The sequence below is a fragment of the Akkermansia sp. N21116 genome (assembly GCF_029854705.2).
Taxonomy (GTDB): domain Bacteria; phylum Verrucomicrobiota; class Verrucomicrobiia; order Verrucomicrobiales; family Akkermansiaceae; genus Akkermansia.
Map to the genome: position 1 here is coordinate 3194966 of NZ_CP139035.1, position 14981 is coordinate 3209946.

The 14981-nt window shown below is 55.9% G+C and carries 11 protein-coding genes; 9 read left to right on the forward strand and 2 right to left on the reverse strand.

Translation table 11 applies throughout. From position 1 onward, the window contains the following. The first annotated feature begins 3 nt into the window (after positions 1-3). The 5 genes from QET93_RS12045 to QET93_RS12065 are packed head-to-tail and all read left to right on the forward strand — an operon-like array spanning position 4 to position 7687. On the forward strand, positions 4-1020 hold the full coding sequence (locus QET93_RS12045; RefSeq protein ID WP_280132189.1) for an ABC transporter ATP-binding protein: 1017 nt from the start codon (positions 4-6) through the stop codon (positions 1018-1020). Next, positions 1017-2465, forward strand: coding sequence for a hypothetical protein (locus QET93_RS12050; protein WP_280132190.1), 1449 nt, complete (start codon positions 1017-1019; stop codon positions 2463-2465). Before QET93_RS12045 ends, QET93_RS12050 begins: the two co-directional genes overlap by 4 nt. After that, on the forward strand, positions 2462-3334 hold the full coding sequence (locus tag QET93_RS12055; RefSeq protein ID WP_280132191.1) for a DUF58 domain-containing protein: 873 nt from the start codon (positions 2462-2464) through the stop codon (positions 3332-3334). The genes QET93_RS12050 and QET93_RS12055 overlap by 4 nt, the downstream gene beginning before the upstream one ends. Then, positions 3300-5108 carry a BatA domain-containing protein gene (locus QET93_RS12060; RefSeq protein ID WP_322190004.1) on the forward strand — a complete coding sequence of 603 codons (1809 nt, stop codon included), beginning with the start codon at positions 3300-3302 and terminating at the stop codon, positions 5106-5108. Before QET93_RS12055 ends, QET93_RS12060 begins: the two co-directional genes overlap by 35 nt. Then, positions 5108-7687, forward strand: a complete 2580-nt coding sequence (locus QET93_RS12065; protein ID WP_280132193.1) for a VWA domain-containing protein — start codon at positions 5108-5110, stop codon at positions 7685-7687. The genes QET93_RS12060 and QET93_RS12065 overlap by 1 nt, the downstream gene beginning before the upstream one ends. 17 nt (positions 7688-7704) lie before the next feature. Here QET93_RS12065 and QET93_RS12070 read toward each other — a convergent pair whose 3' ends face one another. After that, a complete protein-coding gene (locus QET93_RS12070) occupies positions 7705-8928 on the reverse strand; it encodes a hypothetical protein (RefSeq protein ID WP_280127332.1) in 1224 nt (407 codons plus the stop codon). Positions 8929-9018: 90 nt separating this feature from the next. Here QET93_RS12070 and QET93_RS12075 point away from each other — a divergent pair, with 90 nt between their 5' ends. Then, complete coding sequence (locus QET93_RS12075) at positions 9019-9426, forward strand: hypothetical protein (RefSeq protein WP_280127333.1); 408 nt, start codon at positions 9019-9021, stop codon at positions 9424-9426. 45 nt (positions 9427-9471) lie between these two features. On the opposite strand, the gene QET93_RS12080 is transcribed toward QET93_RS12075, so the two are convergent. Then, complete coding sequence (locus tag QET93_RS12080; protein WP_280132194.1) at positions 9472-10380, reverse strand: aspartyl protease family protein; 909 nt, start codon at positions 10378-10380, stop codon at positions 9472-9474. A gap of 103 nt (positions 10381-10483) precedes the next feature. Between QET93_RS12080 and gcvT the strand changes: the two genes are divergently transcribed. From gcvT to gcvP, 3 genes are all read left to right on the forward strand, one after another. Continuing rightward, positions 10484-11569, forward strand: a complete 1086-nt coding sequence (gcvT, locus tag QET93_RS12085) for a glycine cleavage system aminomethyltransferase GcvT (RefSeq protein WP_280132195.1) — start codon at positions 10484-10486, stop codon at positions 11567-11569. Positions 11570-11635: 66 nt separating this feature from the next. After that, the gene (gene gcvH / locus QET93_RS12090; protein ID WP_280127336.1) at positions 11636-12016 is read left to right on the forward strand and encodes a glycine cleavage system protein GcvH; all 381 of its coding nucleotides are present in this window, start codon (positions 11636-11638) and stop codon (positions 12014-12016) included. A gap of 86 nt (positions 12017-12102) precedes the next feature. Further along, positions 12103-14946: an aminomethyl-transferring glycine dehydrogenase gene (gcvP, locus tag QET93_RS12095; RefSeq protein WP_280132196.1), complete on the forward strand. Its 2844-nt coding sequence runs from the start codon at positions 12103-12105 to the stop codon at positions 14944-14946. Positions 14947-14981: the final 35 nt, after the last annotated feature.

A 14981-nucleotide genomic window follows, 5' to 3' on the forward strand; every position in this document is an offset into this window, starting at 1 on the left:
AGCATGACTTCTTCCCCTTTGCTTACCGTCCGAAATCTCTCCCGTTCATTCGGGAAGCTCAAGGCGGTTGACAACATTTCCTTCCAGCTGGAGCGAGGCAAAGTCATCGGCCTCATCGGCGCCAACGGCGCCGGCAAGACAACCACCATGCGCATGCTGGCTACGTTGGACTTCCCCGACTCCGGAGAAATCATCATCAATGGAACCAACGCTGTCGATTACCCGGAAAAAGTACGCAGTCTCATCGGCTGGATGCCGGATGCATTCGTCCCGTATAAAAACACCAGCGTCCTGGAATACATCGACTTTTTCGCCAGAGCCTACGACATTCCCTCGGATAAAATCGGCAATGCCCTGGAAGACGTTATCAACTTCACGGAACTGGGAAGTCTGCTCGACCGCATGGTCGACAAGCTATCCAAGGGCCAGACACAACGTCTGTGCCTTGCCCGCACGCTTATCAGCAAACCCGAATTGCTGATTCTCGACGAACCGGCCGCTGGATTGGATCCCAAAGCCCGCCTCGAATTCAAAAACCTTGTCCATTTGCTGAAGGACATGGGAAAAACCATTCTCATCAGCTCTCACATCCTTTCCGAACTCGGAGAAATGTGCGATTCGCTCATCTTCATGGATGCAGGAACCATCATCCATGACGGCAACAAGGAAGATCTGCTCCATACGCATGATGAGCAAAGCGGATGGCCATTCGAAATCGAACTTGCCGACGCTGATACGGACAAGCTCTCCATGTGGCTTTCCCTCCGTCCCGGCTGGAAATTCCGGGAACAACGGAAGAAGGGAGCCCTCGCCTCCTTCCATAGCAATTCTCCGGACGCCATCGCCGCCGAGCTCCGGGAGATGGTCAAGGACATTCCCGTCTGCGGATTCCGCCAATGTGAACGGAGGCTGGAAGAAGCCTTTGTCGACATTCTGAAACAACAGCCTGCTATCGAAGCAGCTATGCTTTCCACTCCCTCCGAAGTCCAGACGAATACCCCACCTTCCTCCGCCATATGAATACCATCTTTTCTTCCCGCGACTTCCCCCTCTGGATTCCTCCGGCTCTGGTCAAAGAACTGCGCCAGTGCATGCGAACCCCGGCCTTTATGAACATGCTGACGATTGTCCCCTGTTCTCTCGCCATCATATTCCTGCTCAGCCTTATCCACACGCCAGACGGTGATACGATCATCGGCCAGAGCAGCCTCAACAACTGGTTCTGGGGTATCCTCGTTCTCTGTATGACCATTCTCGTCCCCAACTGGGCTCTCGGTTCCATGCGGGTCGACATCGCAGACAAAAGCGGAGACCTGATCATGCTCACACGGCTGACTCCACGCCGCACGGTTTGGGGAAAGTGGGTTGCCTACATGGCATTGGCAGCCCTGATCATCTGTTCCCTCCTGCCCTTTGCCATCATCCGCTACTTCGGAGGCCAGATCAGCCTGGCCAACGACTTGTTCCTTCTGTTCTGTACCTATCTTTCCTGTTCCATCCTGACGGCGGGAGCCATCTGGATATCCGGCATGCCCATCGTCCTGAGGGCGCTTTTTTCACTGGGAACCGGTATTTTCTCCATCACGTTACTCTCTTCCTTCTTCGTGCCTATGGAGACCGCCAGGCTTATTGACGCTCTGGACGTACCAGCCACGCTGACCATCATGGTAACGGACAGTATTATCCTCATCGCCGGATTCCTGTTGTTGTCGGCGCGCTGGCTTTCCCCACCTTCCATCAACACCGCGACCTTGCTCCGCTGTCTTCCCCTGCTGTCCATCATCCCCTCATGCGTGCTGACGATGAATTCATCCTGGGAAAACCTCATTCCTTTCCAAATCGTTTTCATCTCGTTTTTCGTCACCCTGATCGTCATTCTGGAACTAACGACACCGACAACGTTTTTACCCATCCATATCATTAATGCTTCGAAAAAACGATTCAGTCTGATCCGGAAGATTTTCTTCATGCCCGGCCTTCCCTCCGCTGCGGCATTCACCCTGCTGGTTTTCTTCCTCTACTCCGCCGCCGCCTCTTTCCTGTTACCGGAAGATTTTGAGAAGATGCCCAAAATCATGTTCTTCTTCCTGACTCTTGCAGCCTGGTACTCTACCATCGTACCGGCATTGCTCCTGTATCCGTTCCAGAAAAAACTCGGGATAGCCACTCCCATCATTTATGTTATCCTCTTCTACATCTTCCTGGGAATATGCGGCATTTTCACCATGATGAAGGCTGACTTCCTGACCGCACTGATCCCCAACGGCAGCGTCATCGTCTTGCTGAAGGACGCCGGAACCGGCAGCGAATCCATTCTCATCATATGGTCCAGTATCCTCTCGTCCGTTTTTGCCGCCCTCTGGCTGATCTACCTCACCCAACCCTGGTTCCGGGTATGGAAGAAGGGATCGGCAATCGCAGCGGCACTCCATAAAAAATCCGAGGGTCATCCTACCGAACCATGACCGAGCCCGACAATACATCCGCCGAAGCCTACCGGGAAGCTCTCCACGCCTCCCGGCGCTTCAGCCTGCCCTTCTCCCGCCAGTCGTGGCAGGGGCGTCAAGGTGGCTGGAAAGGTAACGATACGGGCAGTTCCATCGACTTCCAGGATCATCGCGACTATCAGTGGGGCGACGATCCCCGGGCCATCCACTGGGCAGCCTACGCCAGAACCGGGCAACTCACCATGAAGTTGTACCGGGCGGAAGTATCCCCCATTGTAGAAATTGTCCTAGATGCCTCGCCCTCAATGTTCATGACCGAAACCAAAGCCATTCGCACAGAATCCCTTTTGCTCTTCTGCCTCGAATCCGCCCTCGGCAACGGTTCCCCCGTCCGCTTCCATGCCGTCTGCGGCAACCGCATTATCCCGCTGGAAATCGATGCCGTCCGCTCCGGTTCCTGGAAAGAACTCATACATGGCCTGGGCGCCGATGAAACGATGCCAGTCATTCCCGTCTGGAAGGGAGACGGTATGAAAGTCCTGATTTCGGACCTTCTTTATCCGGGTGACCCCATCACCCTGCTTGGAGCCATGAATGCCGGAGGAGGTACATCCGTCATCCTGGCTCCCGCCCTCGCGGAAGAAGCAGCATTCAATCACATCGGCAACATCCGTCTGAAAAACTGTGAAACCGGCCAGACCCGAATCCAGCGAATCACCCCCTCGCTGGCGGCGAAATATGAACGTGCCTACGAACGCCACTTTTCCCTCTGGCGGGAAACCTGCCGCCGCTTCTCCGCATCAATGGCCAGAATCCCGGCGGAAGGCTCCCTGAGCAATGCCCTGTGCGGCGATGCCCTCCGACAGGAAACCGTCGAAATGCGTTAACCACCACCTCCCACAAGCCACCGGATCCATCTTCATGCTACCCCATCTTTCCAACATGATCGGCCTCTGGGGATTACTGGGTATTCCCCTCATTGTTGCGATCCACTTTCTCCGGCACAAGACGAAGGAACAGCTTACCTCCACCATGTTCCTGCTGGAAGTTCTCTCTCCCGAGGATCGTACGGGGAGGTTCTGGGACAGGCTGCGAACCTCCCGGACATTCTGGCTTCAAATCCTATGTGTCCTTCTGTTGACGTGGGTGCTGGTTTCTCCGCAATGGGTTCGAGAAAACACGTCCCGTCCGGTTATTTTCGTCGTGGATGATTCCATCTCCATGGGCCCGTTCCGCCAGGAGGCAATCCAGGCCGTCGCCAAGCGAATGGGAGAACTGGACGCTTCGGGAATTCCCTCGATTTGGACGATTATGCCCAGTTCGTCCCGTAACACGTCGATATACAGGGGAACAAATGCCCGAGAAGCTCTCACCGCACTCGGCTCCTGGGAACCGCGATCCGGCACCCACGATCCCGCCCCCGCCCTCCGCACGGCCGAAGCTGTTGCCGGTAAAATAGGAATCACCCATTTCATCACTAATAACAGGGAGATGGTACCTCCGGCGCAGTCGGCCACCGGTATCGGGAAACCGCTGGACAACACCGGATTCGCCGGGATTACGCCTCAGGAACAAAGCGCCATGCCCAAATGGCGCATCGCCGTCAGGAACAATGCCGCCACCCCCCAGGAACGGGAACTGACTGTCCGCATCCCGGGCAAAGAAAGCAAACCGTCCACCCGGACACTCAAACTCAACCCGCAATCCGTCGTCGAGTTCGATATGGTACTGCCCAACGGAGTCGATTCCATGGAGCTGACCCTGACTCCCGATGCCTTTCCGGAAGACGATTCCCTGACCCTGGTGCACCCTCAGCCTCATCCGGTCGCCTTCTCGATCAACCTGAAAGACCAAGCTGCCGCCAATTCCATCCTCAAACTGGCGCAAGGCATTCCCGGATTCCGGAAGGCATCCCCGACAGAGAAGCCGCAACTCAGCATTATCTCCGGTTCCCAATACAAGCCGCAACAGGCCCCCGAACCGGCTATCGTACTGGCAGCCAACTCCATGTCCGCCCCTCCGCAAGGTTCCATCACCCCGGAAAAACATCCGTTGACCGAAAGCCTCGGCTGGGGATCTCTCCTCATTGCCGCCCCGGGAGATCTCACGCCGGAACCCATGGACATCATCCTTCTCTGGCATGGAGAAACACCCCTGGCATGGCTCCATGGCAACAGGCTCGTCTTGAACTGGCAGTGGGAAAAATCCAATGCCGACCGAATTCCCGCCCCCTTGCTGGCTATCCGCAGATTCATGGGAAACGTTCAGGACAAAGCTCCCGGAACACTCCAGGACAATGTCCCATCCGGGACCCGGCTGGACTTTCCCCACGGTTCCCGGATGACCGTCACAAGAAAAAACGGAAGTGTGCGCCACGATATCTTCAAGGGCACTACCCCGGGGGAATCCTGTCTCATCCGGATAGATCCGTCCGGGGATGACGCCCAGCCCCTTTTCAAAGGATCCGTCTGGTTCGCCGACACCAGGCAGAGCGATTTTACCCGTTGTTGCAGTTTTGAACAAATCATCGATAAGAATGCCTCTCTCCTGGAACAAATGTTTGAACCCGATCCATTCGTTCCCTTCTGGATCTTCCTGGCCGGCTGCTGCATGCTGGGATCCTGGTTTACCCCCGCTTCGGAAAGGAGGAATCAAGCATAATGATGCTCCGCCTCCTCGCTCCTGAATGGCTTTTCCTCCTGCCCCTGCTAGCCCTCGCAGGTTGGAAATACAGGTTCCTGCGCCTCCATGCACCCGTACGTGCAGCAGCCCTGATTGCCTTTATCCTTGCCTTGGCACACCCCGTTTTCAACAAGGGAGGCAGTGAAATGGACCTATGGGTCATGGTGGACCAATCCAATTCCACCGGAGGCATACCGACCAACCAATCCACAGAGTTGCAGTCCATTCTGGAAAAAGCCAAGCGGCCCGGCGACCGCGTCCGCCTCGTAGACTTTGCCGGAGAAGCCATCCTCCGCGGCAAAGGGGATCCCGTCTTCTCCAGCATGATCCCGGGGACGCGAATGGAAGATGCCATCTCCTACATTCTGGCGCAGATGGATAGGACGCGGACCAATCGTATCCTCATGCTGACGGACGGTTATTCCACCCAGCCTCTTGACGTCATCACGGCCAGGCTTATCGAAGAAAAAGTTCCTCTGGACTACCGCTTGGCCGCCCCGGACATGTCGGACGACATTCGCATCGGCGATATTCAGCGCCCGCCGCGCATCCGCCCCGGCGAAGCAGCCACACTGACGTTCGACATTATCGGCAATCCCGCCCAAAACACCACAGTCCCCTGGAAAGTCGTCAAGAACGGAGGGTCTACCATTTCCGGCACGGCCACTCTCGACAAAGGCCGGGCTACCGTCCGCCTGACCGACCGCAGCGCCACTCCGGGCATAGTCTCCTATGACATTTCCGTCCTACCCGCCAACGATACCGTCACTCTTAACAACACGGCGGAATGCGTCATGGAAATCACCGGTGGCAATAAAATCCTCCTCCTCAGTCCGTTCGAATCGGATCCCATGGAGCCCTTCCTCCGGGCTCAGGGATTCGACATCCTCCGTCCAAACGATCCGTTCCGGCTGAACGCCAACTCACTGACGGGTGTCGGACTCGTCATCGTCAACAATGTTTCTGCGGCGGAGGTCTCCCCGGACTTCCTCAAAGGGCTTGATTTCTACGTCAGAGAACAAGGCGGAGGATTCCTCATATGCGGCGGTTCCAATTCATTCGGATCCGGCGGGTACTTCAACTCGCCGGTCGATGAACTTCTGCCCGTTTCCATGGAGTTGAAAAACGATAAAATCAAACTGATGACAGCCATGAGCATCGTGCTGGACCGTTCCGGTTCCATGGCTATGTCAGCGGGAAGCGGTGGCAAAACGAAAATGGATCTGGCCAACTCAGGAGTTGTCCAGACGATCAAACTTCTGGGACAGGAAGACTACGTCTCCGTCCATGCCATCGACAGTTCTCCGCATGCCATCGTCTCCATGTGCAACGTCGGAGCCAACAGAGACAAAATGCTCAGTGTCGTTCCACGAATCGAATCCATGGGGGGAGGCATCTTCATCGGAGAAGCCCTCCGAGCGGGCTGGCGCCAGTTGAAGCAAACCGACTTCGGCAACCGCCACCTCATCCTGTTTGCCGATGCCGCCGACTCGGAAGAACCGGACGATTACAAAAAAACGCTGGCCGACATGCGCAAAAACGGAGCCACCGTCAGCGTCATCGCACTCGGAACGCCGAAAGACGGCGATGCAAACCTGCTCAAGGAAATCGCCAAACTGGGAGAAGGCCGCATCTTTTTCTGCGACAATCCCAAAGATATTCCGCACGTCTTCGCCCAGGAAACCGTCTCTGTCGCCCGCGCTACCTTTATCCGGGAAAACACCCCTCTGCATTCCGTCGCCGGATGGAATCAGATATCACCCGCCCGCATGGAATGGCCCACCTCCGTCAACGCTTACAACCTATGCTACCTGAGGGACGGTGCCACGGCCGCCTGCATCACCGGCGATACCTACAAAGCACCCCTCGTCGCCTTCTGGAACCGCGGATCGGGCAGATCGGCAGCCATCACCTTCCCCACGGGCGGCAAATATGCAGCCAACGTCCTGGCATGGAAAAATTACGGAGATTTCATCCAAACCTTTGCCCGCTGGCTTATCCGCCGAGACATGCCGGAGGGATTCTCCGTCCGGGCCACGATGCGCGGAGAACGGCTTGATGTGGAACTTCTCTACTCGGACGAAGCCGTTCTGCAAATGGCTAAACGCATGCCGGAGCTCACCATGAATGTTACCGGCAAGCAAATGTCGAAAACCGTCAAGGGAGTCTGGGAACATATCCGTCCGGGAGTTTTCCGCTGTTCCTTCCCGGCGGCTCATGGAGAAACCTGGAGAGGAGCTATCCGCATCGGCGATCGCAACATCCCCTTCGGCCCCATCAGCATGTCCATGGATCCGGAATGGACCATGACGCCGGAAAGCAAATTGGATTTCCTCTCCATGGTGCGTCAATCAGGAGGGCAGGAACGCATTGATCTAACCTCCATCATGCAATCCCCGCGCAACATATCCTCTCTGGATACGCGCAACGGCCTCATCTGGGCATTCCTGATCCTGATGCTGGCCGATGCTTTGCTCACTCGCCTCAATATATCCCTGCTCCCCGGAAAAAAGAACGGAAGGCAGGATCACGACGACATTCGCACCGAAACCGTCTGAAAAACAACCGCATCCGATTACTTGAAAAAAGAGCGCATCGCTTCACGTTCGGCAGGATCCAGATCATCCTTCCAGATAGAATCACCGCCCTTGGCCGGAGTAGCAGCCTTCCCGCCGTTTCTACCGGCAGCTTCCTGTTCCTGATCCATCGAAGGAGCCGAGGATTCCGTCCCCGTCATGGAACCGAGAGCCGCATGGGACATATCCGTATTGCTAACTCCTGTACGCGAGCCGTCCTGCAACTGCTGGTTGGAATCGCCGAAAGCTAAAGGAGCATCGCCCCTGCCGCGGGAAATTCCGCCTCTCCCCCATTTTTCCCCATTCCCGTTCCCATCCTTGCAAAGGGAGGGAAAATCATCGGGATTGACGACGGACGACATGCCACTCCCCGGATTATCGCATAAATCATTCAACTGGTTGGATGCATTGCGGAGTTGCTCCGCCAGCTTGCGAAGCTGGTCGGGCGACAAGGAACTCATCCCGGCTGCAGCCATCGCATCCATACGTGCCGCCAAGTCTCCGCTGGGACGTAATGTTCCCTGTTCCATCCCCTTAAGAGCTTCTTTCAAGTTTTGCAGGGCATCAGAGGCATTCCCCCCCTGCATGCTTTGCTGGATAGCCGCCTCCACGCTGGATAAATTACCGGCCATTTCGTTCATCGCCGCCATCGTCCGCGAAGCCAGGGTATCAGCAGCCTCCAACCCGGCATGAGAGTACATGTCCTCCCCGGTCATTTTCTGCAATTCCTCCATCTCCTTTTTCAGTTCCTCCGTCGATTCAGGCGCGATTTCCTCCATCTCATCCAACTTCTCCATCCATTCCTCCACCTGGGCAAGAGCGGGCGATTTCTCAGAATATTGAGGCAAGGCATTCTTCATTTCCGGCAAAGGCATCAGCCACCCTGCCAGCAGAATCGCCACACCGCCTGCCAGCCACCCCAGGACAGGAGCCGCTTTGACATTCAGAATTGAACGCGCAGGAATATCGCTTATGCGAACGTGAATTCCCCATTCCTCTTCCGCGCTTAAAGCCGCATTCAACCCCAAGCGTTCATCCATCAACGCCAGAGTGTCCCGGCGCGAAAACAAACGGGACGAACATCCCTTCCAGGCCCAAACAACCAAACCGGCGGCAACCAGTCCGGCCACCAAAGGCACAAACCACGGCCATATGTCCACACGACGGTTCCAATACACCAAAGCCGCTATTACCGTACATGCGACAAAAACAGGGATCGCCACCGTCTCTAACAAAATACAGGCATTAATGCACAACTTAATGCGGGAAACGCAAGAATTTCTAATTGAGGCCTCACCTGATGACATGTCTGCATGCTGAACCATTCATCGCCTTTTGGGAAGATAAAAATCATTGCTCTTGACCTCATCTCCGGGCAAATCTACGTTTCCTGTATCATGCAGTACAGCAACGCTCTTACATTCTTCCGCACCGATCCCTACCGCTACAATTGCGCCCAATCCATCTGTGCCGCATTCGGCCGGGACGACCTTCTGGAATCACTCTCCTCCTGTGGCGGAGGTAAAGCTCCGGACGGTCTTTGCGGAGCCCTGTACGGAGCCCTCCAAATCATCCCCGCTCATCGTCACGAAGCCGTAAAAGAAGCATTCCTCCAAGCTGCCGGTTCTACGTATTGCCTCCAACTCAAAAAGGAATGCAAAGTTCCCTGCCGGCAATGCGTCACCATCGCTCAAGAACTTGCCGCACGGGAACTTGATTAATTCTCCCTCTGTTTCCCTTGAGGGAGCGGGCTGCATCAAGTCGTATCAATTTCTCGGAATCCACCAAGCCTGCCGGGATCTCAAGTCAAGCAGGATTCTGCCCCGTGAGAGGATATCCGCCCCGACAACCCCCAGATCCGAACCGAGCATGATCTGGATACCGGAAAGTTCCAGTCCGCCCCACCGAACGGATGCGACTTCCACAATACTGGTGGAGGCGAAACGTGTTTTCCCGTTGACATCCAGCCAGACGACATCGCCCTTTCTTTCCTTGACCTCCCCTTTCCAATCCCGGGAAGGAAGGCACGTTTGCGTTGCTCCCGTGTCGATGACCAGACGCACGGCAGTCCCGTCCAACGACATCAAAGCCTGCATATGACCATTGCGGACGGAAACGGGAAGAGGAGTGGCGTGGAGGCGCTCCAGCAAATCGTCCGCGGGCACCCCCAGCAAGAAGGTCAACGTATTCTCCTGCAAATCGACAAGAAGGGGAAACATGCCCATCACATTCATTCCCAACAGACCATCCACGGGTTTTCCTCTGCAATTTCCCAACTGAGGCATATCCATGACAAGCAGGTTCATGCCGTAAACGCTCAGACCTCCGACAGCTAACGAACGGACAAACGCCATATCGACATCCCTGCGGATATTGCTTCCTTCCCCGGGATTCACCGGAACCGTCTTCCGCTTCGACCAGTTGCGGCGGAAGGAATCCCTGCGCAACACCGTTGCATTGGCACCCGTATCCACCACCATATGGCACTCCTTTCCGTCGATTTTCACCGGCACGACAATCAACCCATGATAATCCTCCCCCGTCACCGTTGTAATGCCCACACTGCCCAAAGCCTCCCGCACAGCGTCGTTTCCATCCCCTCCCGGACGGGTAGAACACATCGGAAGCAGCCCGAATATGGCGAGCAGCAAGAGAATGGAAGTCCAACGACGCATATGGCAGAGATATTCTCCTAATCTTTGTTAAAATCAATCACTAATCCATTGACTTTCCGCTTCTGCATTGTCAGGATTATGGACGTTCAATTTCATCCCCTCTATGAGCGACGACCCAATCAAATCAACACCTCTGGCTTCCAAGCACATTGAACTTGGTGCCAAAATGGTTCCCTTCGCAGGCTGGAACATGCCAGTCCAATACACCGGTATTATTGACGAGCACAAGGCAGTGCGCGAATCCTGCGGCATTTTCGATATCTCCCATATGGGGCAATTCATCGTCTCCGGGCAGGGTGCAGCAGCATGGCTGAATTCCATGCTGACCAACAACATCGACAAGCTGGGCATCAACCAGGGGCAATACACCATCATGCTCAATGAAAAAGCCGGAGTTATCGACGACTTGATCATTTACCGCTGCGGAGAAGACACCTATTTCGTCGTCGTCAATGCTTCCAAGATCGACGAAGACTACGCATGGCTGTCCTCCCACAAACCGGAAGGGATCACCCTTGAAAACCATTCCGACCGCTACGCCGGCATGGCCATTCAGGGACCTCTCTGCCAGGATGTGTTCGCCAAGGTCTTCCCCGGCCTCGAACTCCCTGTCCGCAACGGTATCGCCACCCACGAAATCAAGGGACAACAGCTTTGGTTCTGCCGCACCGGATACACTGGAGAAGACGGATTCGAATTCTTCTGCCCCGCTGAACACGGCATCGAATGGCTCGAAGCCTTCGTTGCCGCCGGTGCCAAACCATGCGGTCTCGGCGCACGCGACAGCCTGCGCCTGGAAATGTGCTATCCCCTCAACGGCTCCGATCTTGATCCGGATCACACCCCGATCGAAGCCGGACTCGGCTTCTTCTGCGCCCTCGATACCGAATTCACCGGTGCGGAAATCCTTCGCGGACAAAAGGCCGACGGCCCCAAAGTCCGCCTCGTCGCCATCGAATACACGGGCAAGGGCGCACCGCCCCGCTCTCACTACTCCGTCTTCTCCGCTTCCGGGGAAGAATTGGGACAACTCACCAGCGGAGTTCTCTCTCCATCCCTGATGAAGGGAATCGCCATGGCTTACGTCCCCGTGGAATACGCCAAGGTCGGAACGGAGCTCCAAATCGACGTACGCGGCAAGAAATTCCCTGCTGTCGTCGTCAAAAAGCCATTCTACAAGAAAGGCTAATGATTTCTAAAAAAAAGAAACTGACAAATCGGAATATTTCTCTCATTTTAACTCCACATTCAAGCTATGCATAACGTACCTGAAAACCTGCTGTACTCCAAAGACCACGAATGGGTCGAAGTCAACGGTGATATTGCCACGATCGGCATCACGGACCACGCCCAGGCAGAACTGTCCGACGTTGTTTTTGTTGATCTGCCCACTGTCGGAGATTCCATCTCTGCCGGTGACGCCGTAACCGTCGTTGAATCCGTCAAGGCCGCCAGCGATGTGTACACGCCCATCTCCGGCGAAATTCTCGAAGTGAACGAAGAACTCTCCAATGATCCCGCACTGATCAACTCCGACCCGTACGCAGCCGGCTGGATCTACAAGGTGCGCATTGAGCTTCCCTCAGAATTGGACGATCTCATGAACGCCGCCGATTACGAAAGCTTCTGTTCCTGAAGCATTCTTCTCCCCGCCCCGGCGAGTCCAGTCTCACCGGGGCTCTTTTATTTTCATTCACAATCTTCATCCCCCTATTTTTCATCATGCCCGCCATTACGGACTTCCACAACCGCCACATCGGCCCCTTGGGCGCCGACCGCCAAGCTATGCTTGATTTCCTCGGCTATAAAACGCTGGACGATCTCATGGACGACGTCGTTCCTGCAAACATTCGCCTGAAAGCCCCTCTGGACCTTCCCGCTCCGTTATCCGACAACGAAGCCCTCGACCAGCTTCGCGCCATGCTCGGCAAAAACAAAATTCTCAATTCCTACATCGGCCAAGGCTACTACGGCACCCTAACGCCTAATGTCATCCTCCGCAATGTTCTGGAAAACCCGAGCTGGTACACGGCCTATACTCCCTACCAGCCGGAAATCTCCCAGGGACGCCTGGAAATGCTGATGAATTATCAGACGATGGTTTCCTCCCTGACGGGACTGCCCATCGCCAATGCCTCCCTTCTTGACGAAGGCACAGCAGCAGCCGAAGCCGTCTTCCTCTGCATGGGTTCCAAGTCCAAATCCACTACTTTCTTCGTTTCCGATGCCTGCCATCCGCAGACAATTGAAGTCATCAAGACCCGTTGCGCTCCGTTAAACTACCAAGTCATCGTTGGTGACTGGAAGACGTTCGACCCCGCCTCCTGTGAAGGCCTTGCCGGCGTCCTCGTCCAGTATCCCGATACGTACGGTACAGTTGAATGTTACGCCTCCTTCTTTGAAAAAGTTCATGCAGTCAAGGCGCTTTGCGTTGTCGCCACCGATCTGTTGGCTCTGACAATGCTGAAAGAGCCCGGTTCCTTCGGTGCCGACATCTGCGTGGGCAACTCCCAGCGTTTCGGCGTACCGATGGGCTTCGGCGGTCCCCATGCCGCATTCATGTCGGTCAGGGACGATCTCAAACGCCGCATGCCAGGCCGCCTGATCGGCATGTCCGTAGATTCACATGGCAAGCCCTGCTACCGCCTGTCCCTCCAGACGCGCGAACAACATATCCGCCGCGACAAAGCCACCTCCAATATTTGCACGGCCCAGGTACTCCTGGCCCTCATGGCGGCCTTCTATGCCATTTACCATGGCTCCAAAGGCCTCCTTCGCATCGCCGAAACCGTCCATGCCCACACGAAAACGCTGGCAGCCGCTGTCAAAGCAGCCGGACTGACCATGTACACGGGCGACTTTTTCGACACCATCGTCTTCGGAGCTCCCGGTAAAGCCGACGATCTCGTGGCTGCCGCGCTGAAAGCCGGTTACAACATCCGCCTGATCGACGCGGATCGGGTCGGCGTTTCACTTGATGAAACAACAACCAGCGAAGATGTCGAAGCCCTCGCCCAAGCCCTGACGGGAACAACTGCCCCCTCCCCAGCGGAAGGCCGCCCCGCCTGGTGCGAATGCTTCGACCGCAAAACACCGTTCTGCACGGAGACCGTGTTCAATTCCTACTACTCGGAAACGGACATGATGCGCTACATCCACCATCTCGAAACCCGGGATCTGGCCCTCAACGAAGCCATGATTCCCCTGGGATCCTGCACGATGAAGCTCAACTCCGCCACGATCATGACCCCGATCACCTGGCCAACCGCATGCGCCCTGCACCCCTTCGTGCCCGCAGACCAGTCCGAAGGCATCAGGGAAATGCTCGCCGATCTGGAAAAACGCCTCTGCACCATCACCGGATTCGACGCCTTCAGCATGCAACCCAATTCCGGGGCAGCCGGTGAATACGCCGGTCTGATGACCATTCGCAACTATCTGGAAAGCATCGGCCAGGGAATGCGCAACATCTGCCTCATCCCCACATCCGCCCACGGCACCAATCCCGCATCCGCCGCCATGGCCGGATTCAAGATCGTCGGCATCAAATGCGATGAAGGCGGCAACATCGACATAGAAGATCTCCGCAAGCAGGCCGAGACCCACAAAGATGTCCTTGCCTGCATCATGGTTACCTACCCGTCCACACACGGTGTCTATGAACCCACTATTGTCGAGCTCTGCGACATCGTCCACCAGAACGGAGGCCAGGTTTACATGGACGGCGCCAACATGAACGCCCAGGTGGCCTGGACCAATCCCGGATTCATCGGAGCCGATGTCTGCCACCTCAACCTGCATAAAACCTTTGCCATGCCTCACGGCGGAGGCGGCCCAGGCATCGGATGCATCGGATGCCGTTCCCACCTGGCCCCCCACCTGCCCGGGCATCTCAGCCTGGACAAAAAACAGGGAGCCGTGGCATCTGCCGCGTGGGGCAGCGCTTCCATCGCTCCGATCTGCTGGACCTACCTCGCCACCATGGGAGAACCCGGACTCAAGGAGGCGACTGCCGTCGCTATTCTCAATGCCAATTACATTGCCAAAAAGCTCAACGGTCTCTACCCGGTTCTTTACTCCGGCAACAAGGGACTCGTCGCCCATGAGTGCATTCTGGATACCCGGCCCATTGACGATGCCGCCCACCTCACCGTGGATGACATTGCCAAACGTCTTATGGACTACGGTTTCCATGCTCCGACCATGTCCTTCCCCGTACCGGGAACGCTCATGATTGAACCTACGGAATCCGAACCCAAGCGCGAACTTGATCGCTTCATCGAAGCCATGACCTGCATCCATGCTGAAATCCAGGCCATCATCGACGGCAAGGCAGACAAGGATGACAACGTCATGAAGAACGCTCCGCATACTGCGGAAGCCGTCTGCTCCGACAACTGGACGCATCCCTATACTCGTTCCGAAGCCGCCTATCCGGTCAAAGAACTCCGTGTCCACAAATTCTGGCCCTACTGCGGACGCGTGGACAACGTGTACGGCGACCGCAATCTCGTCTGTTCCTGCGACACCGTAGAAGCCTACGAAAAAATGACGGGGCAGGAATAATCTCCTCCCTGTTTGACGCCAATTAAGCTCCAACA

Excerpts from the sequence above, each read along its gene's own strand:
- QET93_RS12055 (WP_280132191.1), top strand. The coding sequence starts at position 2,462 with ATGACCGAGCCCGACAATACATCCGCCGAAGCCTACCGGGAAGCTCTC.
- QET93_RS12060 (WP_322190004.1), top strand. The coding sequence starts at position 3,300 with ATGCCCTCCGACAGGAAACCGTCGAAATGCGTTAACCACCACCTCCCA.
- QET93_RS12080 (WP_280132194.1), bottom strand. The coding sequence starts at position 10,380 with ATGCGTCGTTGGACTTCCATTCTCTTGCTGCTCGCCATATTCGGGCTG.
- QET93_RS12075 (WP_280127333.1), top strand. The coding sequence starts at position 9,019 with ATGCTGAACCATTCATCGCCTTTTGGGAAGATAAAAATCATTGCTCTT.
- QET93_RS12050 (WP_280132190.1), top strand. The coding sequence starts at position 1,017 with ATGAATACCATCTTTTCTTCCCGCGACTTCCCCCTCTGGATTCCTCCG.
- QET93_RS12065 (WP_280132193.1), top strand. The coding sequence starts at position 5,108 with ATGATGCTCCGCCTCCTCGCTCCTGAATGGCTTTTCCTCCTGCCCCTG.
- gcvT (WP_280132195.1), top strand. The coding sequence starts at position 10,484 with ATGAGCGACGACCCAATCAAATCAACACCTCTGGCTTCCAAGCACATT.
- QET93_RS12045 (WP_280132189.1), top strand. The coding sequence starts at position 4 with ATGACTTCTTCCCCTTTGCTTACCGTCCGAAATCTCTCCCGTTCATTC.
- gcvP (WP_280132196.1), top strand. The coding sequence starts at position 12,103 with ATGCCCGCCATTACGGACTTCCACAACCGCCACATCGGCCCCTTGGGC.
- gcvH (WP_280127336.1), top strand. The coding sequence starts at position 11,636 with ATGCATAACGTACCTGAAAACCTGCTGTACTCCAAAGACCACGAATGG.